Source organism: Psychrobacter sp. PSi21 (genome assembly GCF_054960615.1).
Genome location: NZ_JBHNYR010000002.1, coordinates 164,382 through 187,070, shown reverse-complemented (window position 1 = coordinate 187,070; position 22,689 = coordinate 164,382). Strand labels below are relative to the sequence as shown.

The following is a 22,689-nucleotide window of genomic DNA, read 5'->3' as shown; positions in this document are numbered from 1 at the left end:
CGCTACACAACAAAACCCTGCCAATAGCATACTGGCAGGGTTTTGTTGTGTAGGATGAATGCTGTTAAAAGTAAAAATCAATAAACGTAATTATAAATCGGTTACAAATCGTCAGTTTGACCGTCTGCAAGATTGGCGACCATCGAAAGCGCGTGCGCTTGCTGATCCATTGCTTTTTTAACAGTGCTGCTCACATTGCCTTCACGTAACCAATTTGCCTCTAGCATATCGTCATCTACCTGCGGGCCGTGTAAACGATACCAAGCCAAATCGTGATGCAAGCTGACCACATCTCCCATGATCAGTAGGGCAGGCGTTGGCAACTCGGCTTCCGCTTGCTGAGCGACAATCGTGCCCAGTGTGCCTGTTAATATTTGCTGGTTGGGCATACTGGCATTGGAGACAATCGCGATGGGGGTGTCGCTACTGCGCCCAGCATCGATCAGCCCTTCGGTGAGGCGTGTCAATGAGTGCAAACCCATATAAAACACCACTGTCTCATCGGTATTTAAGAAGTTTTTAAAGTTACTATTGGGAGCACCTGCTTTTAAGAACCCAGTGACAAAACGCACCGACTGTGAATGGTCACGATGGGTTAGCGGAATGCCTGCATAACTGGCGGCCGCATTGGCAGCGGTGATGCCAGGCACAACCTGATAGGGTATATCATGCGCGCGTAGGCTTTCGATCTCTTCACCGCCGCGCCCGAAGATAAAGGGATCGCCACCCTTTAGACGCACCACACGCCGACCTTCTTTGGCACTATTAACCAGTAGCTCGTTGATCCCAAGCTGTGCGACGGTATGGTTGCTGCGTTTTTTGCCGACAAATACTTTGTCCGCATCACGGCGGCACAGATCCAGTACTTGCGGCGAGACAAGCGCATCGTAATAGACAATATCAGCTTGCTGCATCAGGCGCAGCGCTTTAAATGTTAGCAGCTCAGGATCACCAGGCCCTGCACCAACGATATAAACTTCGCCCACAGTGTCTGTGACGCTTTGCTCAGTCTGGGGTGCTAGTGATGCTACGGCATCATCAGTATTGTCTGTCTTATGAATCGCGGCGGCGGTTTGTTCTAAATCAGCACGCAGCTGCTCGGCGGCTTGTGTGTCGTTACCAGAGAACATCAGCTGACTGACTTGACCCTCAAACGCGCGTTCCCAAAACTGGCGACGTCCTGTGAGCGTCGGTATTTTGGCTTTGACCTCACTGCGAAAATCACCTGCCAGCTTGGCCAATTTACCATAGCCTTGCGGAATTAAGGTCTCAAGACGGGCACGCAGTAATCGCGCCAGTACAGGGGCTTTACCATTAGATGAAATCCCAATGACAATGGGATTGCGATCAATAATCGCTGGAAAAATAAAATCACACAATGGCGGTGTATCGACCACATTGACAGGAATATTAAGCGCAGTGGCATCTGCATGAATCTGATGGTTTAGCGGTTCATCGTCCGTGGCAGCAATGATCACACGGGCGCCTGACATATGACTTTTATGATAATTCTCGTAGATAAACACGTGCTTACTGTCGCTCAGCAATGCTTGTATCTCCTCGCTGATCGTCGGTGCAAGGATGGTAATACACGCGCCTGCACGGCTGAGCAAGTCGGCTTTACGCAGTGCCACTTCGCCGCCGCCCACGATGAGCACTTTACGGCCTTCTAATTTAAAAAATAGCGGGAAGGTGTTCATGGTGTCACCATATATTGAATTATTTATTATAACGGATAGAAAAGGTATGAAGGATGCCGCCATTATGCGGTATCAAAGACGTACGCTCACCTAGTGAATTGGCATTAGTATATTCTTTTTATTCATGTTTACCCTATTATTTTATGAGAAAGGGAATAGATATGTAAAGTTGAAGGTAGCGTTGGGCTATGTCCTTATATTGGACAGGCTCATCACAGATTAAAAAACCATATGTAAAAATCATGTGAAAATAATGGAAAAATGTTTATTTATAAATTGATTTGCTATAGTTCGGTTGCCATCAATATGTTAAATAAAAAGCGATTGTCAAAAGGGTTTATGTCTTTGCTTAACGATATTGATGCTGATGGCATTAATACGGGTTGCATTGCTAGCTTGGATAATAAAATCACCTATTGGACTTATCTCAAGTATAAATACAGTAATCAACATAATTATAGTACGAATTTAAGGTAAGGTATTGAACATCATTTTACGTAGCGGCGTGATGATTTTAGCGTCTGCTTTATTTGGAATTCTTTTATTATTGGCTTTTTTACTGACGCACCAAATGAATTGGGCGGTGACTGGCATTTATCGATACGATATATTATTGGCTTATGCTTTAATGATTCAGGTTTTTTTGGTTTATTTTAAATTTGAGACACCGCGTGAAGTATGTGTTATTGCTATTTTTCATATTTTGGCTATGGCTATGGAGCTGTTTTTAACTCATCCCCAGATTGGCTCTTGGCATTATCCTGAGCAAGCCATTTTTAGAATTGCCAATGTACCGCTTTTCGCTGGTTTTATGTATTCAGCGGTGGGTAGTTTTATAGCACGCGGCTTAAGGCTATTTAATGTCAGGTTTACCGATTTTCCAAACTTGATATGGGTGAATTTATTGGTTGTTTTATCTTATGCTAATTTTTTTACTAAGTTTTTCGTTCCTGATATCCGTAATGTACTTTTCATCACTTCAGTAATCTTGTTTTGGAAAACTAAAGTGTTTTTTCAAGTTCATGACAAACATGATGGGGACGTCGGTGGTAGCAAGCAATATCAATTACCTTTTTTACCATTATTATGGTTTCTGGCATTTTTGGTTTGGCTAGCAGAGAATATTGCTACTTTTGCTAATATTTGGCATTATCCTTCACAAGAAAATTTATGGCACATGGTGGGCTGGGGTAAGATTGGCTCTTGGTATTTATTGCTGATACTAAGTCTGGTGCTGGTCTTGGTTGTACTTGGCAACCGTAGTGATAAAGGACGCTGGCAATTGATTTGATACTAGGACGCGTGCTCACTGTGAATGGAAACGATAACAATCAGCTATAAAACTTAAAAAGCCCTCTCTTAAATATTAAGAGAGGGCTTTTTAAGTTTAGAAAACGCTAAAATTACAACTGTGTGTGCAAACCACACTCACGGCTTTCTTCTACTTTAGTTGGATCAAAGTAGTCATGCTCGTTTGGCAAGTTGTTTTCTTCTAAGTACACATCCAAGTCAGCATCCGTTTTTTCGAACAATGGTGCCACTTTTAATACGCCATCTTTAGATAGGCTCAATACATCAAGGTTTTGACGGAACTCCGTTTGATCTTTACGAATGGCGTTAAACCAGACATCTGGCTTTAGCTCATCTAGAGCGCGGCGGAATGGCTCAAGTTTGACTTGCTCAGTGAACTCGCCATGTTGTGGGTTATCAATGCCTGGGATACCGTTCATGGTCGCATCACGATGCGCTGCGGTTTGCTTTGGAATAAAGGTCACGACATTGAGGTCAAGATCGCGGATCAATTTGTTGGCAAACTGATAGGTGGCATCGGTGTTGTATCCTGAATCTACCCACAATACCGTGATGTCAGGGCGCTGCTTGGCAACCAAATGCAAAATCGCTGACTCGTAAGGGCGGAAGTTAGTCGTGATGATTGGGTTTTTGGCTTGCGTTAGTGCCCAAGCAACGATTTGCTCAGGTGATTTACCTTGCAACTCTTGGTTTGCTTGGTCGATATCTAGGTTTGGGTGTAATTGGCTCATGATACAGTCCTTAATAATGGTGAATATAAAAATGGTTCTTTAATATTGAGTTATGCTAACTAATATCTAGATATTAGGTCTTTGAAAACATTGGTAATGCTGAGGCATCGCGACCATCATAGCTACTGGCTAGGGCTGTAAAGGCTTGGCTGATGTCTGATTTGAGATCATGCTCATTGAGCACAAAGCTATCAGCACCTGCGCGCAGTAAATAAGCGATTTGGTCACGGCCAAATGCGCCTGCCATGCGAATCTCGCCCTCATAACCAAGTTGGCGCAGAGTTTGGGCAAAGCTAAAGCCGCGACCATCGACAAAGCTTGGCATATGAATCACGATCAAGTCTTGCGTTAATAAAAACTCTTTGATGTCTGGCAAGTCGTCAGCATCGGTATTGGCAGTGATCCATACGCCGAGGCGACTGCTGTGCTGCGCTAGCAGGTCACGTAACTGCTGTAGTAGGCCGTTGGCCATTTTGCCTTGTGCCGTCAACAGGTCAGATAGCGGAATAAGCACGCTTTCTTTTCTTTGTTCTTGTAGCAGCTCTATCAGTGAAATATTGGTCAAGGCGATGCCATCAGGCAGCTGCTCGGTCACCAATGCTTGCCATGTGTCATCCAAGCTGATATCGGTACCATGACGATCAAACACACGATGATTAGCCATAGACCTTCTCCTTAAATGGGGCAATACCAACGCGGTCAACCACGTCAGCAAACCCTTCAACATCTTGTTCATTTTGTGCGCGCTGCTCTAAATAGACATCTAAAATCGTCTGCAATGTGCTGGCAACTGCATCCGCTGGCACTGCTTTACCTAAAATTTTACCCAATTTGGCATCCGCACTCGCGTTACCGCCAAGGCTGATCTGATACCAGTGCTCACCTTTTTTGTCCACGCCGAGGATACCGATATTACCCGTATGGTGGTGGGCGCAGGCATTCATGCAGCCTGACATATTGAGCGTGATATCGCCCAAATCATATAGGTAATCTAAATCATTGAACTGCTTTTCAATCTGCTCGGCGATATTGTGCGTGGTGGCATTGGCCAGTGAGCAGTAATCCCAACCTGGGCAGACAATCATGTCGGTTAAGGTATTGATGTTGGCGCGGGCAAGATTAAGCTCGTCCAGCTTTTTCCACAATGTGTATAGCTCGTTGATCTGTACGTCAGCAAAAACCAGATTTTGCTCATAAGTGCCGCGCATCTCGCCAAAGCTGTACTCATCCGCCAGGTCTGCCAACGCATCCATTTGCGAGTCAGTCAAGTCTCCTGAGGGCACGTAGCGACCATCGACCAGACCGGCCTTGAGTGAGATGACGACGGCACGGTAACCGTCTACTTTATGCGCCACGGTATTTTGGGTATACCAATCGCTAAATGCTTTGTCTTCGCTCAATACCTGCTGCAGATCAGACTGCACTTGCAAGGCGTCGAACGACTGATAATCAGGCATGCTAAAGTAGCTGGCTGCCGTGTCAAAGTTGTCATCGGTTAAGGTGAGCGGGCCATCTTTGGTATGCGCTTCCCATTCCGCTTCCACCAATTTGGCAAATTGCTTGCCGCCTAAGCTGTCGACCAAAATCTTGATACGGGCTTTGTATTTATTATCACGGCGACCATGTAGGTTATACACGCGCAAAATCGCATCGAGATAGCTGAGCAGATGCTCGCGCGGCAAAAACTCACGAATGGTTTTGCCGATAATCGGGGTACGGCCTAAACCACCCCCGACGATGACTTCAAACCCAAGCTCGCCTGCATCATTGGTAACGACATGCAGACCCACATCATGCACTTGCGTGGCAGCGCGGTCATTCTCAGTACCAATAACAGCGATCTTAAATTTACGCGGCAAAAAAGCAAACTCAGGGTGAAAGGTCGACCACTGACGAATGATTTCGCAGTAAGGGCGCGGGTCAGCAATTTCTTCTTTATGAATACCGGCATAAGGGTCGGTGGTGGTATTACGAATACAGTTGCCTGAGGTCTGGATGGCATGCATTTGCACCGATGCCAGTTTTGCCAAAATATCTGGCACGTCTTCTAGCTGTGGCCAGTTCAACTGAATATTGGTACGGGTGGTCATGTGCCCGTAGCCTTTGTCATAAGTGCGGGTAATATCCGCAAGGGCACGCAGCTGGTAGCTGGCTAGCAGTCCGTAAGGAATGGCAATGCGCAGCATGGGCGCAAAACGCTGAATGTAAAGACCGTTTTGTAGGCGCAGTGGCAAGAATTGCTCTTCTGGCAACTCACCTGCCAAGAACCGCCGAGTTTGGTCACGAAACTGGGCAACCCGTTCGTCCACTAAGGCTTGGTCAGCGTAGCTATATTGATACATGACGTAATCTCAATTTCAAATGTCAAAAGATGCGCTAAATTGGTACAAAAAAGTAGCGGTGAAAATGATTTGCGTGTGCGTGTTTGACAGTTATTAGGTAATAATCAGATGGTTTCCCATGATATAAGCTTGCCGTTTGAAACATAAATTCATTTAAGTCATATCCATATCCAAAGACAGCATAAATTTTCATAACGAAAGTTAGGTAGCCTATGGCGTATCAAATCGCGCACCGTGCTTAATTTACCATCAAAAGCCGTCACAATAAACGCGATTCGCCAACGCTTTTTATTTCGCTTATCTTTTATGAGGTTTCTATGACAGAATCGACAGCAAACCAAGCCCAAAGTAATCTAGTGCCGCCGCACGGTAGTGATGAGCTAAAACCTTTATTATTAGAGGGCGAAGCACGTGAGCAAGCCTTGGCGCTTGCCAGCACGCTGCCTACCATCACCCTAAGCTCACGTGAGCGCGGTGATTTGATTATGTTCGGTATTGGTGGTTTTACGCCGTTAACTGGCTTTATGAACCAAGCCAACTGGCAAGGTGTGGTCGATAACATGCGCCTCCAATCAGGCGACAATGCCGGTTTGTTTTGGCCAATTCCGATCACGTTATCGGCGCCAAAAGCCACCGCAGACGCTTTAAATGAAGGTGACAAAGTGGCACTGGTTGCCAAAGATGGCGAAGTGATGGGTATCTTAACGGTAGAAGAGACCTATACCATTGATAAAGAACATGAGTGTCAGCAAGTCTTTACCACGACAGACCCAGAGCATCCGGGCGTCCAGCAAGTGTTGGATCAAGATGAGGTCAATATCGCAGGCAGCGTTGAAGTGCTGAGCGAAGGTGAGTTCCCAACGCGTTACCCAGGTATCTATAAAACGCCCGCGCAAACGCGTGAAATCTTTGAAGGGAAAAACTGGAAAACGGTCGCCGCTTTCCAAACGCGTAACCCGATGCACCGCTCACATGAGTATTTGGCCAAAATCGCAATCGAGATCTGTGATGGGGTGATGATACATTCATTGCTTGGCGCGCTCAAACCAGGGGATATTCCAGCAGAAGTGCGTCAAGAAGCGATTAAAACCTTGATCGATAACTACTTCAAAAAAGATACCGTTATCCAAGCGGGTTATCCGCTAGACATGCGCTATGCAGGGCCACGCGAAGCCTTATTGCATGCCTTGTTCCGCCAAAACTATGGCTGTAGCCATCTGATCGTTGGTCGTGACCATGCTGGCGTGGGTGATTACTACGGCGCGTTTGATGCGCAAACCATTTTTGAGAAGATTGGCAAAGACGATCTGATCACCCAACCGCTAAAAATTGGCTGGACGTTCTGGTGTAATGCGTGTAACGCAATGGCATCGGACAAAACTTGCCCGCATGATGCCTCTGAGCATGTCAAAGTATCCGGCACCAAGCTGCGTAAAGCGCTATCAGAAGATATGGATGTACCAGAGAACTTTAGCCGTCCAGAAGTGCTTGAAATCTTGCGTAACTACTACGGCAGCATCGCTCGTGAAGAACGCGCTGAGGTCAAATTGACAGGCGCCTCTGCGGTGTAATCTGACCACTGAGCGACAAATAGTACAAAAAAAGGGGTCTACATGAGTGTAGCCCCCTTTTTTTTGGTTCCTTTTTATGATTCCTTTGCTAATGGTTTTACGTACAAATACCGATCAACTGGCCATCATACCGCCTACCAATCGTTGGTAGTTACCAGCGAGGCTGGCACCACCTGAACAAAAGTAATTCAGCGCGTGCTGATTGGTACTATCAATGGTCAGTTTGCCGTTTTTAAACTGCAAGAACGTCTTGCTGTCATTGGCGATGGTCTCAAAAATTACCCCATGCGCATCATCTTGTCCCATCAATGTGGCCTGACCATTAAAGTAGCAACTGGGCTTCTTGATATCGGCGCGCGCACGAATCTGGATATTTATCTGATCGCTGCCATGCGGTCGAACCTTGACCGTCATCCAATCATAACCTTCAAGGCGCTTGTCATAACCATCATTTGCATAGTCGCCGATGACCGTTTTTACCGCAGGGGTCAATCGTGTCTGCGCGGCCGTCATCGGCACAGGGTCTGTTGTGACGGGTTGTTGGTGAGCTTGGTGGTTCATGGTATGACAGCCTGTCATGGCAGTTGCGGGTGTTGCGGCGCAGGCCGCAACCAAACATAGGCGAGCGTACGGATGTGTGATCATAGAAGCACCTATCATTAAAAAAGAAAATTGCAGCACCAATAACCAATCATAGTCGCAGGCTGGATATGCCATCAAACTTGACTGGCAGTGGATATCATACCATAGCAAGCAAAGACACTTATGCCAAGTCAATTACTTGATAAGCCTATTTATCATTAAGCGAGGCGCGATGAAGCTGCTAGCATGAAGCTCGTGATCAGTCATCATACCCAATAACAATAAAAACCAAAGCCCATACATCCGCATTATCGAGAATCATCATGCTTCAGCACCTTTATCAAAATAATAATGGCCATAAAATCATCCGTAACCATCTCAGTATCAAGCCAGTCCTTATCGGTAGCGCCACAATCGCAGCGCTGGTGCTGGCAGGTTGTAGCCCTGCGCAGTCTACTCAAGATGGCAGTCCAGTAGGCAGTCAAGACATCAAGCTGCTCAACGTCTCGTATGATGTGTCGCGTGATTTTTACAAAGATTACAACACCCTATTTAGTGAAGCCTATCAAGCTGAGCATCCAAACAGCACCGTGAAAATCAACCAGTCACATGGCGGCTCAAGCAAACAGGCCTTGTCTGTCGCCAACGGTTTGCAAGCGGATGTGGTTACTTTTAATCAAAATACCGATATGAATTTGCTGGTAGAGAGGGGGTTGGTCAAAGCAGACTGGCAGCAGGCTTTGCCAAATAAGGCCATTCCGTATAGCAGTACCATGGTGCTACTCGTACGTAACGGTAATCCCAAGCATATCAAGGATTGGCAAGACTTGGCGCGTGATAACGTCGAAGTGGTCATGCCCAATCCAAAAACCAGTGGCACCGCGCGTTATGCCTTTTTGGGCGCCTACGGTTACGGGATTCATCATTTTGATGAAGATGGCAGTATTGACAAGTCAGCTGCCACGCCAAAAACGGATGCTTATATGCAAGACCTATTGGCGAATGTCATCACTTATGACAATGGCGCGCGTGCGGCAACCACCAGTTTTATCCAGCGCGGGATGGGGGATGTACTGGTCACCACAGAGAATGAAGCGCATCTTGTGGCGTCTAAATATGCCAAAGGGCAGGTTGAAATGGTCTATCCCAGTTATTCGATTACTATTGATAACCCTGTGGCCGTGGTGAATGCCGTCACAGATAAAAATGGTCATACCCAAGCGGCACACACCTATCTTAAAACGTTATGGGATGCGCCTGCCCAAGAGCTGATGGCCAGCATGTACCTGCGCCCAAGTGATGAGACTATTCTGGCCGCGCACCGTGACACTCTGCCTGACATTGACACCTTTGACCCCGTCACCACGTTTGGCTCATGGGAGCAGATTATGGAGACTTTCTTTGTCGATGGCGGCGTCTTTGATCAGCTGGCCACCGCTAAACAGCACTAAAACCGCTAAACAGCACTAAAAAAGTGATAAATGGTTGAATTAGAGACATGCGCTAGTATTCAGTATATAAAGACATCATGGCGGTGACGATGGTCAAGATCCAAAATAAGATACCAATGGCGATCCACAAATAGTTTAAAGGGGTTAAGTCGCGGTTGCCTTGACCTTTATCATCCAAACTGGCGATATTTGCCTGTACTTGCCCTTGCCAAAGTATTAACGATTCTACGCTTACCAGACCGATAACAGCGGGTAAATATATCGCGCCGATCACAGGGATGTCACTTATTATCAGGAATGCGACCTCCACGATTATATATATGACTGCGAAAATATGTGCTCGCTTATGTGCCAATCCAGTAATCTTATTGGCGGCCGTTTCCATCTCATTAAATAAACTGTATGCAAAAAAGATACTGAAATAGGCGCGTAAAAGAGGCCAAGCCTTTTTTTGGGTGGCGGCCTGCCATGTATGCCATTGTTTCCAAAACCAATAAAGATTATAAAAACTAAAGGTAGCAATGGACAACATAAAAAATTTACGTTTAGACACCACATAGAATAAAGGTTGTATAGCGGGTGGTACTGTAGATGAAACGAGAGTATCTGATTTTTCCAAGTTCATTTGGATGCCTGCGACAAATAATGGCCGATTATAGTCGAAAAATATCACACTGAACATTCCGATTAACGTTTATTTATAAGCCAGCGGCTGGATACCTTGTCTTAATATTCCATTTTGGCAGTAACATACGCATATTAGTCATTAAACATAATAAGCTGGCGCTGTTAGCATACTGAGATGACTCCAAAGCTCCGTTATCGACCCATTGATAACCGCGTTAACACCCTATTTGAGGCACTTATGACAACCAACACCGCAGACCAAACACTCAGCCAGCCCGCATCCCCTTACAAAACACGTGCCCGTCATGTGCTGGGCGTGGCCAGTATTGCGATGACAATGGGTATGGTCGGGTGTAGTAGCAATGAGCAGGCAGATACCAGTGCGGCTACCGATAACGCAGCAGGGGATGGTCAAAATATTGAGCTGCTAAACGTCTCTTATGACGTGGCACGCGATTTTTATAAAGACTATAACCCCATGTTCGTCGAGCACTACAAAGCTGAACATCCAAATGCCAACGTACAAATCAAGCAATCTCATGGCGGCTCAAGCAAACAGGCCTTGTCTGTTGCTAACGGCTTGCAAGCTGACGTGGCGACGATGAACCAAGGCTCAGACATCGAGCTGCTTGAGAAAAAAGAACTGGTCGCCAGTGATTGGGAAAGCCAGTTCCCAGACAATGCAGTGCCATTTACCAGCACCATCGTCTTTTTGGTGCGTAAAGACAATCCTAAAAACATCAATGAGTGGGCAGACTTGACCAAGCCTGATCTTGAGATTGTGATGGCCAACCCAAAAGTGACGGGCAATGGTCGCTATGCCTTCTTGGGCGCCTATGGTTATGGTCTGCATGCGTTTAATAACGAAGAAGCGCCTGCCAAAGAATACGTGAGAGATTTGCTTAAAAACGTTAAAGTTTACGAAAACGGCGGCCGCGCAGCAACCACGACCTTTGTACAACGCGGTATTGGTGATGTGCTTGTGACCTTTGAAAACGAAGCCAATCTTGCGGCAACCAAATTTGGCGCTGGTCAAGTCGACATCGTGTATCCCAAGTACTCTATCAAGTCAGAAAGCCCTGTGGCGGTTGTGAACGCCGTAACAGAGAAAAAAGGCACGACAGATGCAGCCAAAGCCTATCTTGACTATCTATGGAGCGAGCCTGCCCAGCAATTGGCTGCCGATCTGTACTTACGTCCCAGCGTACAAAGCGTGCTTGAGAAAAACAGCGACAAGCTACCACCTGTAGAGACGTTCCGTCCTAATGATACCTTTGGTACGTGGGATGAGATCATGAGCACCTACTTCAGTGATGGCGGCGTCTTTGATCAGCTGGCTGTTAACGCACCGCAGTAACTGGGTCGGCTGCCACGCAGTCATCACCTTGTGTTAATAGTTTATTGAATAAGGACATGGCTGCTGACGCTGTGTCCTTATCTATTTTTTAGACCCACATCATACGACAACACATGGTCTCATCTTAGTACCATCAGATCGGCAACAGGAACCACTATGAGTGCAACAACTTCTCCTGCCCAAAAACGCTCTTGGCTGACCCGTCTGCGCCAGCGCAATGTGCTGCCAGGATTTGGGCTGAGTATGGGCATCACCGTTTTCAGCTTGTCTTTGCTGGTGGTACTGCCTTTTGCCATGATGGCCTATACCACCACCCAAATGGGCTGGACTGGGTTTTGGGACACCATTACTCAGCCGCAGGTTACCGCTGCCATCAAGCTGAGCGTCTGGATGTCATTCTTGGCGATGCTGACCAATATGGTGTTTGGTACATTGGTCGCGTGGGTGCTTGTGCGTTATGAGTTTTGGGGCAAGTCCATCATCAATGCGTTGGTGGATTTGCCTTTTGCGCTGCCCACGGCAGTGACCGGTATTTCACTGGCTACCTTATACGCGCCAAATGGTTTGATCGGGCAGTGGTTTGCCAAGATTGGCGTGCAAGTAGCGTTTACGCCGCTTGGGATTTGGCTGGCGCTGGTGGTGGTCAGTTTCCCGTTTATTGTCCGCGCGGTGCAGCCAGTGCTTGCTGAGCTGTCAGTCGAGTTTGAAGAAGCCGCAGCAGTGCTGGGTGCCAATCGTTTGACCACCTTTAATAAGGTGATTTTGCCAGAGCTTTTGCCTGCCTTGTTGATGGGTGCGGGCATGATGTTTGCGCGCGCAACAGGCGAGTATGGCTCAGTGATTTTTATCGCGGGTAATATCCCGATGCAGTCAGAGATCTTGCCCCTGATTATTATCAGTAAACTTGAACAATTTGACATTCAAGGCGCATCTGCGGTGGCGCTGTTTATGCTGCTGATCTCCTTTGTGATTTTACTCAGCATCAATATCATGCAGTGGCGACTGTCACGCCGCGTAGGAGCCCGCTAAGATGCAAATATCAAATAGCTATAACTATCAAAGCAATGCGGCGACCAAAGATGCACCGTGGGTCAGAGCGGTGTTTATCGGCATTGCAGTTCTGTTTATGATTGTGATGCTGGTCATCCCACTATTGGCTGTGTTTTATGAGGCTTTTAAAAGCGGCTGGGAGCTGTATTTGGCATCACTGGTCGAGCCAGAAGCACTGCAGGCGATTAAACTGACGCTCATTACAGCAGCGATTGTACTGCCTATTAACATGGTTATGGGCATCGCAATTGCATGGTTGGTCACCCGTTATCAGTTTAAAGGTAAGCAACTGGTGACCACGTTGCTTGATTTACCGTTTTCAGTGTCTCCTGTGGTGGCTGGCTTGATGTTTGTGCTGCTGTTTGGACTCAACTCAACCATCGGCGGTTGGCTTGAAAACGTTGGCATTCAGGTGATTTTTGCGGTGCCGGGTATTGTATTGGCCACACTTTTTGTGACCTTTCCTTTTGTGGCGCGTGAGCTGATCCCGCTGATGCAGACACAAGGCGATTCTGAGGAGCAAGCAGCGCTGACGCTAGGCGCAAGTGGGTGGCAGACCTTTTGGCATGTGACTTTGCCTAATATCAAATGGGCATTGCTGTATGGTTTGATTTTGACCAATGCCCGCGCGATGGGTGAGTTTGGTGCGGTCAGCGTGGTGTCAGGCCACATTCGCGGCGAAACCAACACCATGCCGCTACTGGTTGAGATTGCCTATAACGAGTACAATTTTACCGCAGCATTTGCCTTATCAAGCTTGCTTGCCGCATTGGCACTGGTGACCTTATTGGTGCAACAAATTATGACCAAGTTGCAATCGCGCAAATTTGCCAAATCTGAGCGCTTAGTCGCCGCGCCCAAGTTGCCTGTTAGTGCTTCTAAAGAAACGACCGAAGACGCTGTGCGTAAAGCCCGTTCGACATCATAAAATAAGAATTATTGAAGAGATTGCACTATGAGTATCGAAATCAGAAACGTAAACAAACAGTTTGGCGACTTTACGGCGCTAAATGACATCAGTGTTTCCGTACCAACGGGCAAATTGACCACCTTGCTGGGTCCTTCAGGTTGCGGTAAAACCACCTTACTGCGTATCATTGCAGGGCTCGAGTATGCCGATTCGGGACAAATTTTGTTTGATGACGTTGATGTCACTCATACACCAGTGCAAAAGCGCCATATCGGCTTTATGTTTCAGCACTATGCATTATTTCGCCACAAGAATATCGCTGATAATGTCGCCTTTGGCTTGACGTTACTGCCAAAAAATGAGCGTCCAAGCAAGGCAGATATCAATAAGCGCGTGGCAGAGCTGCTGGATCTAGTGCAGTTACCACAGGTGGCCAATGCCTATCCACATCAGCTCTCAGGTGGTCAACGTCAGCGTATTGCGCTAGCACGCGCACTCGCGGTCAAACCAAAGCTATTACTGCTTGATGAGCCTTTTGGCGCACTGGATGCCAAAGTGCGTAAAGAGCTGCGTACATGGCTTAAAAATATCCACCATGAGCTGGGTATTACCAGCATCATGGTGACGCATGACCAAGAAGAGGCACGCGCGGTCTCTGATGAGATTGTGATTATGAATCAGGGCAATGTGGAACAGGTAGGCACCTCAGAAGAGCTGATCCATCATCCTGCCAGCCCATTTGTCAGTGAGTTTTTGGATTTGGTATAAAGACCATGGTCATGACAACAAACTGAATGCGGTTAGCCAAGCCCCATCAATGAGCACTCATTGGTGGGGCTTTTGGTATCAAAGACCCTAAACCGCGCAGGGTAGAAACAGACAAATCACCTCGCGCCAGTTTCTATTAGTGAGTAGTAGCACCTTGATAAATAAATTTTCTAAAAGTTATTGTAAATAGTAATAATTATCGTTATTATGATAACCACTGCAGAAAATGCGGTAAGATATTGATTGTTAAGTGACTATTTTTATCCGTGCTGGTATCAACAGATAAGTATCGATAATACTCAGTGTCAATGACCACCAGCACAGTAGCCAATAGGGTAGGAGCAACTATATGTACGTATGCATCTGTAACAGCGTAAAAGAAAAGCAAATCCAAGCCGCGATTGCCTCAGGCGTCGATACAATGGATGGCTTAAAAGACACGCTTGATGTGGCGACTTGCTGCGGCTGCTGTGAGCCTATGGTTAATGATTATTTAGAAGAGCATCATGCGGCGCTTGAGAGCTTGGCCTACGCCGTCTGAGTACGCTAATAGAATGCCTTTGAGGCAACCTCCATTTTATCTACCGCTTATCAACGCGCAGACTGTCATTACCTTTGGTTTATGGTCAGTATAGCCTTAGTCATTCTTATCATATTTTGCCTGTGGATCCTTCCTCCTATTGGTCTATCTAACGACTTTAGAATAACGCGACTGACTTTGGCCAGTATCTGATGATACCGTAACAATGTCGAGTTAATTATAGTTCTCAATTTGCATCTTATTCTTAGTTCACAACATTACATGCCTTTTCGCCTGTATGTGTTATCCTATATACCTTACATTATAAACAAACGTTTTTATTTTAGTCATAGTTGATGCAGATGCGCACTATGATGTGAGCTTAGGAGTATACATTATGATAGGCAACCAAAAGGTTATTGATTACCTAAACTTTTTACTCGGCGGTGAGCTTGCTGCTCGTGACCAGTATTTTATTCATTCTGAGATGTATGCAGAGTGGCATTATGGTAAATTATACGATCGTATTCACCACGAAATGCAAGACGAGACGATGCATGCGCAGGCCATCATTCGTCGTATATTAATGCTTGGTGGTACGCCTAAAATGAGTGTTGATGCGCTTAACATCGGTACTGCCGTACCAGAGATGTTACAGCTTGATTTGGATTTGGAATACCAAGTACAGCAGCACCTAAAAGACGGTATTGCGCTGTGTGAAGAGGTTCATGACTATGTCACACGCGATATGCTGGTTGAACAGCTTAAAGATACTGAAGAAGATCATGCTCATTGGCTTGAGCAGCAGCTTCGCTTGATCGATATGATTGGTTTGCCCAATTACTTACAAAGCCAAATGGCGGAAGTATCGCCCAATTTGGTGTGATATCAAGTAAATATGGATCAGACAAACAATCATAAGGAGAGAGCAGATGAAAGGTGATAAAGACGTTATCCGTGCATTAAACAAGGTACTTGGACAGTCGCTAATAGCCATTAACCAGTATTTTTTACATGCCCGTGTGGCCCGTCATTGGGGTCTTGAAGCCCTTAATGAAGGCTTCTACAAGCAGTCTATTGCTGAAATGAAGTGGTCAGATGAGCTGATTGCCCGTATTTTGTTACTTGGCGGCCTGCCAAACCTACAAGAGCTGGGCAAATTATATATTGGTGAAGACGTTCCTGAGATCATCGACTGTAACTTGCGTTTGGAAAAGCAAAAGTTCGACATCATCACTGACGCCATTACGCTGTGTGAAGAGCGTCGCGACTACGTGTCTCGCGCGTTATTGACCAGTCTAAAAGATGGCAACGAAGAGTATGATGATTGGCTGGATACTCAGAATGACTTGATCAAAGCGCTTGGCGTGGAGAACTATATTCAGTCGCAAATGGATGATGACCAGTAAGCGATTGCAATCACATCTTGACCTATCCATACTTGCCAGCCGCGATTTATCATAAGTCGCGGCTGGTTTTTTTAGGTTTGGCTAATTGATGATACGCCCTAAATGAGTGCGGCTATATGCGCTATGATCAGCAGATCAGTATAAACCGCGACCATCTTCAGGCTTGAGGCGTAAAAACCCTAGACCTGACAAGATAGTCAAGCCGCCCAGCACCCAATAAGTCATTTGAAAGGCCAGCAGTGTATCGACTTGAAAGCGGTCGCGCAGCACGTTGAGCAATGCCGCCCCAAACGCAATACCCAGTCCAATTGCCATTTGCTGATTAACTGCCATTAAGCTATTGCCACTACTGGTCTGCGCCCCTTGTAAGTCACCAATGGTAATGGTATTCATAGCACTAAACTGGATCGAGTTACAAATGCCAATAAATATCAACACAGGGATAAACCACAACCACTGCGTGGCCGCCGAGTATTGACCCAACACAATAATCATCAGTCCCAAAAACAAGGTGTTATATACCAGCACCGTACGATAACTATAGCGCTGAATAATCTTGCTGACAAAGGGTTTTATCCCAAGTGCGCCAACTGCAATAGGCGCGAGCAGCCAGCCTGCCTGCGAAGGCGAGTACTCAAACACCACCTGCAACAACAAGGGCAGCAAAAAAGGCACTGCACTGATACCAATGCGAGTAAACAGGTTGCCTGTGATACCAATGCGAAAGGTCGGCACTTTAAACAACGATAACGAAAATAGTGGCGCGATATGGCGTTTGGCATGCCAAACATAAGCGGCTAAGAACCCAAAAGAAGCCGCGACCAGTAGCAGCGCCATTTGACCATGCTCAGCTTTTGAACCCATCTCAACCGCCAGCGTCAAAGCACAGGCGCCTAGGGCAAACAATAAAAAGCCAAGCCAATCTAGTGACTGCTTATCGCCAAAGAGCGAAGGGATCAGCTTTTTGCCCAATACAAAGCCCGCTATACCCATGGGAATATTGATCAAAAAGATCCAGTGCCAACTGGCATACTCAACCAAATAACCACCGAGCAGTGGGCCAACCAGCGGCGCGATCAATGCTGGAATGACGGCAAAATTCATCACAGTCAGCAGTTGATTGCGCGGGTAAGACTTAACCAAAATCAAACGACCCACGGGTGTCATCATCGCCCCGCCAATACCTTGTATCACGCGTGCGCCTACCAAAAAGTTCAACGTAGATGCCAGCGCACAAAGCAGCGAGCCAATACAAAAAACAATGACAGCGGTCAAAAACACCCGGCGCGTGCCATATTTGTCCGCTAAAAAGCCGCTAATCGGGATAAAAATGGCTAGCGTCAGCGCATAGCTAATCACAGCCCATTGCATTTTTAGGGGCGATTCACCCAGTGCCAACGCCATCTGTGGTAAAGCGGTATTTAAGATAGTGGCATCCAAAATCTGCATAAATAGCGCCACAGCTAAAATATAAGGCAAATATTTTCGTTGTGCTTCAGTTAATGTCACCATACTCAGCTTACTCTAGCCATAAAACATCGCTTTATGATAAAGAGCCTGCCTTGAAAAGGATAGCGCGGTTATGAATGAACAACACGAAGCGTATAAAAATCGATACATTAATTACAGGTTAGGGCTATATAGCAGAGAGACAATTTGGTTATAGTGAAAGGAATCGTATTAAAAATACACTTTTTTGATGGACGCTATTCATCCACAGGACGTTACCTATAGGATTTTTTATGAGCAATACCAGCGATCATGACCATTACACACCGCCTAAAGTGTGGACTCAAGATAAAGAAAATGGTGGCAAATTTGCCAGTACCAACCGTCCAACGGCTGGCGCACGACATGAACAAACGTTGCCTGTTGGTGATGCGCCTCTGCAGCTGTACTCGCTTAACACGCCTAACGGTATCAAAGTCAATATGATACTAGAAGAGCTGGCTGAGCTTGGGATCGAAAAAGCGGCTTATGACGCGTACAAGATTGATATCGGTAAAGGCGATCAGTTTGGCAGCGATTTTGTCGCCATCAATCCCAACTCCAAAATCCCTGCTTTGGTCGATCACGACGCGGTCGATGAAGATGGCGATCCCATCAATGTCTTTGAGTCTGGGGCCATACTGCTGTATTTGGCAGAAAAATTTGGCAAATTTGTACCTATGCAGCAAGGTGCAGCGCGTACTGAATGCTTATCTTGGTTGATGTGGCAGATGGGTAGCGCGCCTTATCTGGGCGGCGGGTTTGGTCATTTTTATGCTTATGCACCAAAACCTATGGAATACCCAATCAATCGCTACACCATGGAAACCAAACGTCAGCTTGATGTACTCGATACTCATCTAAAAAATAGCGAATATATGTGCGGCAATAACGAATTGGACTATAGTATTGCTGATATCATCATTTGGCCATGGTATGGACAGCTGGTACTGGGTAAGCTCTATGATGCGGCAGAATTTTTAAAGGTAGACGATTATCCACACCTAATGCGCTGGGCCAAAAAAATCGCAGAACGCCCTGCAACCAAGCGCGCAGTCGACCTCACACTCAAGCCTATCGGTTGATGCTTTTGGGCAGCAGATAAGTAGGGGGTTGTGCACTTGTCTGCTGCTGTCTTAATATGTCATTCCTGAAAAATATAACTTTTGTTGACTTTAATGGCTGAATTATATTATTTTATAGCCTATGAGTGGCTCGCGGCTATTATTACATAATGATACATTGGTACAACAGATAGAAACACTGTTCGGTTACCATAGCGACAGGCTTACCATCATATGGCTGGCATTTACTTTCTCTTGCTAACGAGTGACAATCATGACGAAGACTATAATAAGATGTACGGCGCAGCATATCAGCAACCCATCAAGACTTAAACGCCATGTTTTGCTGCCACTACTGGTCATCACAGGTATGGTAGCAACGGCGCTGCCTGCCTCTGCGCATGCTGAGGTTGATTTTACTCACAATGATTGGCAAGTAGCTTGTGACAATACGTTGACCTGCCGCTTGGCTGGTTACCAATCAGAGGATAATACCGACATGCCAGTATCAGTATTGCTGACGCGGCGTGCGGGCAGCAGTGCAAAAGTCACGGGTAAGGTGAAGATTGGCGGGGCAAAAGAAAGCTCCACAAAAGCATTGATGCAGCTGGGTAACCGCCACCGCATCTCTTTATTTATCAACGGCAAAGATTTGGGCGAGACCAAACCTTATGCCAATGCTTCAGGCGATAGCGAACTGACATCGGCTCAAGTGGAGGCGCTGGTCAATGCACTCAGCACCTCAAGCAACATTGAGCTGGTATTTCGCAACACCCGATTTCAACTCTCAGACAAAGGCTCAACGGCCGTAATGCTCAAGGCCGATGAAGCCCAAGGCCGAGTGGGAACCCCCAGCGCCTTTGTCAAAACTGGTAGCGCCAGCCGGCCAAACAGCAGTGTACTGCCTGCCAAACCTGCACCACAACTGCGCTTGGTAAAGCCTGATGGCAAAAGTAATAATAAAAAGTTTACGATGAAATCCTCACAGCTTTTAGAATTGGCCAAAAGTACTATAGATGATGCTGAATACTGTCCCAATTTATCTAACGATAGCGGCTGGCGCGTGTATCGCCTTAACCAGACGCAGCTGCTGGCACAGCACAGTTGCTGGCTGGGTGCTTACAATGCAGGCAGTGGAATGTGGGTCATCAATGATAGCAAACCCTATAACCCTGTACTGGTAACCACCCGCGCAACCGATTATGCCAAAGGTCGCATCTCATCAGCACAAAAAGGCCGTGGCCTCGGTGATTGTATGTCGCAAGCCGACTGGATCTGGACGGGGAACCGCTTTGTCAAGAGTCATGAATCAACCACAGGCTTGTGCCGCTTGATAGAGGCGGGGGGTGCTTGGCAATTGCCTACTTATGTCTCTAATGTCAAAATTGCCCAGTAGTTAACCCTGAGCCAGTAGCGCTAAAATGGTACTGCTGGCGTTATATTTTTCTGCAGGACACTCCCAACGCCTTATTACTTAACGATTTTTTTAAAATGTAATAATAAAATCGAAAATAAATATGGATTATGGGTTTGCTGTGCTATACTGCGTCGCCACGTTAGCTCATAGCCATCTTTTATAAAAAAAGAGGCTCGAGCATGGCGTGAATTATGAGATTGATAACATCGCCTGCGATTTTGGGTCTAGGATGACCATGAGTAATTGTTGCCGATGATTTTGTGTACTTAAATAATCCTATTATTTTTGACTCATATCTTATCTACTGGCCTGCGCCAGATTGGTTGTTGTTCGTATTTGTCTGCTTTGGATACAAGCATTGATGAATAAGGAAGAGCAGGCAAGGATAAGACACTCGGCACTACCACCAAAATACGTCAGACAGCACATAACATCCCAGATGAGCAAAAGCCCTACGGCTTGACGCTTTTAATTGTCATTGATGACAGTTTATATTGGATGAGGTGATGAACGGTTATCAGTGGTAGGCATCAGGTTGCTGAATGTACAGCAGCTTATACTACCAAGGATTATTCATGACTGACATCTTATCTACTATCGCTGCTGAAAACGGCATCATCGAAAGCAACGACACCACGACAAATACTCAAGCGGCTGATACTAACGCTACTGAAGACAATAAAGTTACCTTTACTGATCTTGGCATTGCCAAACCAATCTTGACGGCACTTGATCGCAGTGGCTATACCAACCCAACCCCTATTCAAGAACAAGCCATTCCGTTTGCCCTAGAAGGCCGTGACCTTTTATTGTCAGCACAAACGGGTAGTGGTAAAACTGCCGCATTCGTGATCCCTGTACTTGATCGCCTAAGCCGTGCGACCAGCTTTGACAAACTGACCAAAGCCTTGATCCTAACGCCAACACGCGAACTGGCTCAGCAAGTCCATGACAGCGTCCGTACCTATTCTAAAGATATGCGTGGCTTGTTCTGCGTGCCACTCGTTGGCGGCGCACCTTATAACGGTCAGATTACGGCGCTCAGAAAGGGTGTACAGGTTATCGTTGCCACCCCAGGTCGTTTGCTTGACCATATCAATGCAGGCCGCGTTGATCTATCAAACCTTGAGGTATTGGTACTTGATGAAGCCGATCGCATGCTCGACATGGGTTTTGCTGACGATATCAGCGACATCCTAAAAGCGGCACCAACGGATCGTCAAACCATCATGTGTTCTGCCACGTGGGATGGCCCTGTTGGCAAAATCGCTGCCAGTTTCACTAGAAACCCTGAGCGCGTGTCTATCAAAGTTGAGTCAGCGCATATTGACGAAACCGCTTACTATTGTGACGACTTCGATCATAAAAACAAAATTTTAGACAAGATCGTTTGTGCTCCTGACGTTGACCAAGTCATTATCTTTGCCGCCACTAAGCGCAGCACGGAAAAATTGGCTAAGTCACTTGCGGACGACGGTCACAAAGCCAGCTTCTTGCATGGCGACTTGCCACAAAGCAAGCGTAACCGCATCGTGCAAGACTTGCGTAACGGCAAATGCAAAATCTTGGTCGCAACCGACGTTGCCGCCCGTGGTCTTGACGTGCCTGCCTTGTCACACGTTATCAACTACGATCTACCGCGCCAAACTGAAGATTATGTTCACCGTATCGGTCGTTGTGGCCGTGCTGGTCGTAGCGGCGTAGCGGTCAACCTATGTAGCATGGATGATCGTCCACAATTGGCGGCAATCAATCGCTATCTTGATCGCAAAATGGAAATCTCAGTGATCGAAGGTCTAGAGCCGAAAAAGACATATGTGCCCAGTGACAATAAAGGCAAAGGTCGCGGTCGTGGCCGTGGTCGCTCAAACGGTGGTGGCCAAGGCCGTGGCCGTTCAGGCGGCGGTTATCAAGGCAAAGCGAGTGGCGGTGCTCAGGGTCGTGGTCGCTCAAGTGATAGCGCACCAGCCGGTCAACGTGCCAGCAATGACAGCGGTTATCAAGGCAAGCCACGTGACAACTCTGGCAAGCCAAACGATCGCTTTGGTGGTAAGCCTTATCAAGGCAAACGCGGTAGCCGTGACGGTGCCAGCGCCCCACGTGGTGATCGCGCAGCAACAGGTCGCGGTCGTCCAAGTGGTAGCCAGGGTCGTCCAGCCAGCCGCTCAGGTGGTCAAGGCCGCGCTGCAGGCAATCGCGGTAAAAACTCATAATATCGCTATCATTGATGACTAATTCTATTTGTTAATCGTCTAAAATAGTAAAAAGGCCAGATACTTGTTATCTGGCCTTTTTTGTGCGTGATGTCTGACAATAGACGCTATCATTGGTGCTCTGAATCTTCCCATATGCGAAATGCACAGAAAAAACCGCACCCACCAAACGCACTGG

20 protein-coding genes are annotated in these 22,689 nt (G+C 46.7%); 13 read left to right on the top strand and 7 right to left on the bottom strand.

All coding sequences use genetic code 11. The features are described 5' to 3' along the window. Window positions 1-101: 101 nt before the first annotated feature. Window positions 102-1,700 carry a siroheme synthase CysG gene (gene cysG / locus ACFI32_RS02750; protein ID WP_462624970.1) on the bottom strand — a complete coding sequence of 533 codons (1,599 nt, stop codon included), beginning with the start codon at window positions 1,698-1,700 and terminating at the stop codon, window positions 102-104. A gap of 508 nt (window positions 1,701-2,208) precedes the next feature. On the opposite strand from cysG, the gene ACFI32_RS02745 reads away from it, so the two are divergent. Then, window positions 2,209-2,991, top strand: coding sequence for a DUF817 family protein (locus ACFI32_RS02745; RefSeq protein WP_462624999.1), 783 nt, complete (start codon window positions 2,209-2,211; stop codon window positions 2,989-2,991). Between the two features lie 112 nt (window positions 2,992-3,103). On the opposite strand, the gene ACFI32_RS02740 is transcribed toward ACFI32_RS02745, so the two are convergent. The 3 genes from ACFI32_RS02740 to ACFI32_RS02730 all read right to left on the bottom strand — a co-directional run bounded on the left by ACFI32_RS02740 (window position 3,104) and on the right by ACFI32_RS02730 (window position 6,084). After that, window positions 3,104-3,742: a phosphoadenosine phosphosulfate reductase domain-containing protein gene (locus ACFI32_RS02740; protein ID WP_462624969.1), complete on the bottom strand. Its 639-nt coding sequence runs from the start codon at window positions 3,740-3,742 to the stop codon at window positions 3,104-3,106. Window positions 3,743-3,815: 73 nt separating this feature from the next. Beyond that, window positions 3,816-4,406: a DUF934 domain-containing protein gene (locus ACFI32_RS02735; RefSeq protein WP_462624968.1), complete on the bottom strand. Its 591-nt coding sequence runs from the start codon at window positions 4,404-4,406 to the stop codon at window positions 3,816-3,818. After that, window positions 4,399-6,084, bottom strand: a complete 1,686-nt coding sequence (locus tag ACFI32_RS02730; RefSeq protein ID WP_462624967.1) for a nitrite/sulfite reductase — start codon at window positions 6,082-6,084, stop codon at window positions 4,399-4,401. Before ACFI32_RS02730 ends, ACFI32_RS02735 begins: the two co-directional genes overlap by 8 nt. 317 nt (window positions 6,085-6,401) lie before the next feature. On the opposite strand from ACFI32_RS02730, the gene sat reads away from it, so the two are divergent. Beyond that, window positions 6,402-7,655: a sulfate adenylyltransferase gene (gene sat, locus ACFI32_RS02725; RefSeq protein WP_462624966.1), complete on the top strand. Its 1,254-nt coding sequence runs from the start codon at window positions 6,402-6,404 to the stop codon at window positions 7,653-7,655. A gap of 114 nt (window positions 7,656-7,769) precedes the next feature. Here the strand turns inward: sat and ACFI32_RS02720 are convergent, their stop codons facing one another. After that, window positions 7,770-8,300 carry a hypothetical protein gene (locus ACFI32_RS02720; RefSeq protein WP_462624965.1) on the bottom strand — a complete coding sequence of 177 codons (531 nt, stop codon included), beginning with the start codon at window positions 8,298-8,300 and terminating at the stop codon, window positions 7,770-7,772. A 260-nt stretch (window positions 8,301-8,560) separates the two neighbouring features. Between ACFI32_RS02720 and ACFI32_RS02715 the strand changes: the two genes are divergently transcribed. Next, window positions 8,561-9,688, top strand: a complete 1,128-nt coding sequence (locus ACFI32_RS02715) for a sulfate ABC transporter substrate-binding protein (protein WP_462624964.1) — start codon at window positions 8,561-8,563, stop codon at window positions 9,686-9,688. 52 nt (window positions 9,689-9,740) lie between these two features. Here the strand turns inward: ACFI32_RS02715 and ACFI32_RS02710 are convergent, their stop codons facing one another. After that, window positions 9,741-10,313, bottom strand: coding sequence for a hypothetical protein (locus tag ACFI32_RS02710; RefSeq protein WP_462624963.1), 573 nt, complete (start codon window positions 10,311-10,313; stop codon window positions 9,741-9,743). 345 nt (window positions 10,314-10,658) lie between these two features. Between ACFI32_RS02710 and ACFI32_RS02705 the strand changes: the two genes are divergently transcribed. The 7 genes from ACFI32_RS02705 (at window position 10,659) to bfr (ACFI32_RS02675) (ending at window position 16,329) form a co-directional block, all read left to right on the top strand. Next, window positions 10,659-11,672 carry a sulfate ABC transporter substrate-binding protein gene (locus ACFI32_RS02705; RefSeq protein ID WP_462624998.1) on the top strand — a complete coding sequence of 338 codons (1,014 nt, stop codon included), beginning with the start codon at window positions 10,659-10,661 and terminating at the stop codon, window positions 11,670-11,672. Window positions 11,673-11,828: 156 nt separating this feature from the next. Then, the gene (cysT, locus tag ACFI32_RS02700) at window positions 11,829-12,701 is read left to right on the top strand and encodes a sulfate ABC transporter permease subunit CysT (RefSeq protein WP_462624962.1); all 873 of its coding nucleotides are present in this window, start codon (window positions 11,829-11,831) and stop codon (window positions 12,699-12,701) included. A gap of 1 nt (window position 12,702) precedes the next feature. After that, on the top strand, window positions 12,703-13,650 hold the full coding sequence (cysW, locus tag ACFI32_RS02695) for a sulfate ABC transporter permease subunit CysW (RefSeq protein WP_462624961.1): 948 nt from the start codon (window positions 12,703-12,705) through the stop codon (window positions 13,648-13,650). Between the two features lie 27 nt (window positions 13,651-13,677). Continuing rightward, on the top strand, window positions 13,678-14,400 hold the full coding sequence (locus tag ACFI32_RS02690; protein WP_462624960.1) for a sulfate/molybdate ABC transporter ATP-binding protein: 723 nt from the start codon (window positions 13,678-13,680) through the stop codon (window positions 14,398-14,400). Between the two features lie 349 nt (window positions 14,401-14,749). After that, entirely contained in the window at window positions 14,750-14,941 is a 192-nt protein-coding gene (locus ACFI32_RS02685; protein WP_462624959.1) for a (2Fe-2S)-binding protein, read from the top strand. 376 nt (window positions 14,942-15,317) lie between these two features. Next, the gene (bfr, locus tag ACFI32_RS02680; RefSeq protein WP_462624958.1) at window positions 15,318-15,806 is read left to right on the top strand and encodes a bacterioferritin; all 489 of its coding nucleotides are present in this window, start codon (window positions 15,318-15,320) and stop codon (window positions 15,804-15,806) included. Between the two features lie 46 nt (window positions 15,807-15,852). After that, the gene (bfr, locus tag ACFI32_RS02675) at window positions 15,853-16,329 is read left to right on the top strand and encodes a bacterioferritin (RefSeq protein ID WP_462624957.1); all 477 of its coding nucleotides are present in this window, start codon (window positions 15,853-15,855) and stop codon (window positions 16,327-16,329) included. A 135-nt stretch (window positions 16,330-16,464) separates the two neighbouring features. Here the strand turns inward: bfr (ACFI32_RS02675) and ACFI32_RS02670 are convergent, their stop codons facing one another. Beyond that, entirely contained in the window at window positions 16,465-17,841 is a 1,377-nt protein-coding gene (locus ACFI32_RS02670; protein WP_462624956.1) for a DHA2 family efflux MFS transporter permease subunit, read from the bottom strand. Between the two features lie 230 nt (window positions 17,842-18,071). Between ACFI32_RS02670 and yghU the strand changes: the two genes are divergently transcribed. The 3 genes from yghU (at window position 18,072) to ACFI32_RS02655 (ending at window position 22,511) form a co-directional block, all read left to right on the top strand. Then, window positions 18,072-18,902 carry a glutathione-dependent disulfide-bond oxidoreductase gene (yghU, locus tag ACFI32_RS02665; protein WP_462624955.1) on the top strand — a complete coding sequence of 277 codons (831 nt, stop codon included), beginning with the start codon at window positions 18,072-18,074 and terminating at the stop codon, window positions 18,900-18,902. Window positions 18,903-19,155: 253 nt separating this feature from the next. Continuing rightward, the gene (locus ACFI32_RS02660) at window positions 19,156-20,277 is read left to right on the top strand and encodes a DUF1176 domain-containing protein (protein WP_462624954.1); all 1,122 of its coding nucleotides are present in this window, start codon (window positions 19,156-19,158) and stop codon (window positions 20,275-20,277) included. Window positions 20,278-20,873: 596 nt separating this feature from the next. Continuing rightward, window positions 20,874-22,511 carry a DEAD/DEAH box helicase gene (locus ACFI32_RS02655; protein WP_462624953.1) on the top strand — a complete coding sequence of 546 codons (1,638 nt, stop codon included), beginning with the start codon at window positions 20,874-20,876 and terminating at the stop codon, window positions 22,509-22,511. Window positions 22,512-22,689 lie beyond the last annotated feature (178 nt).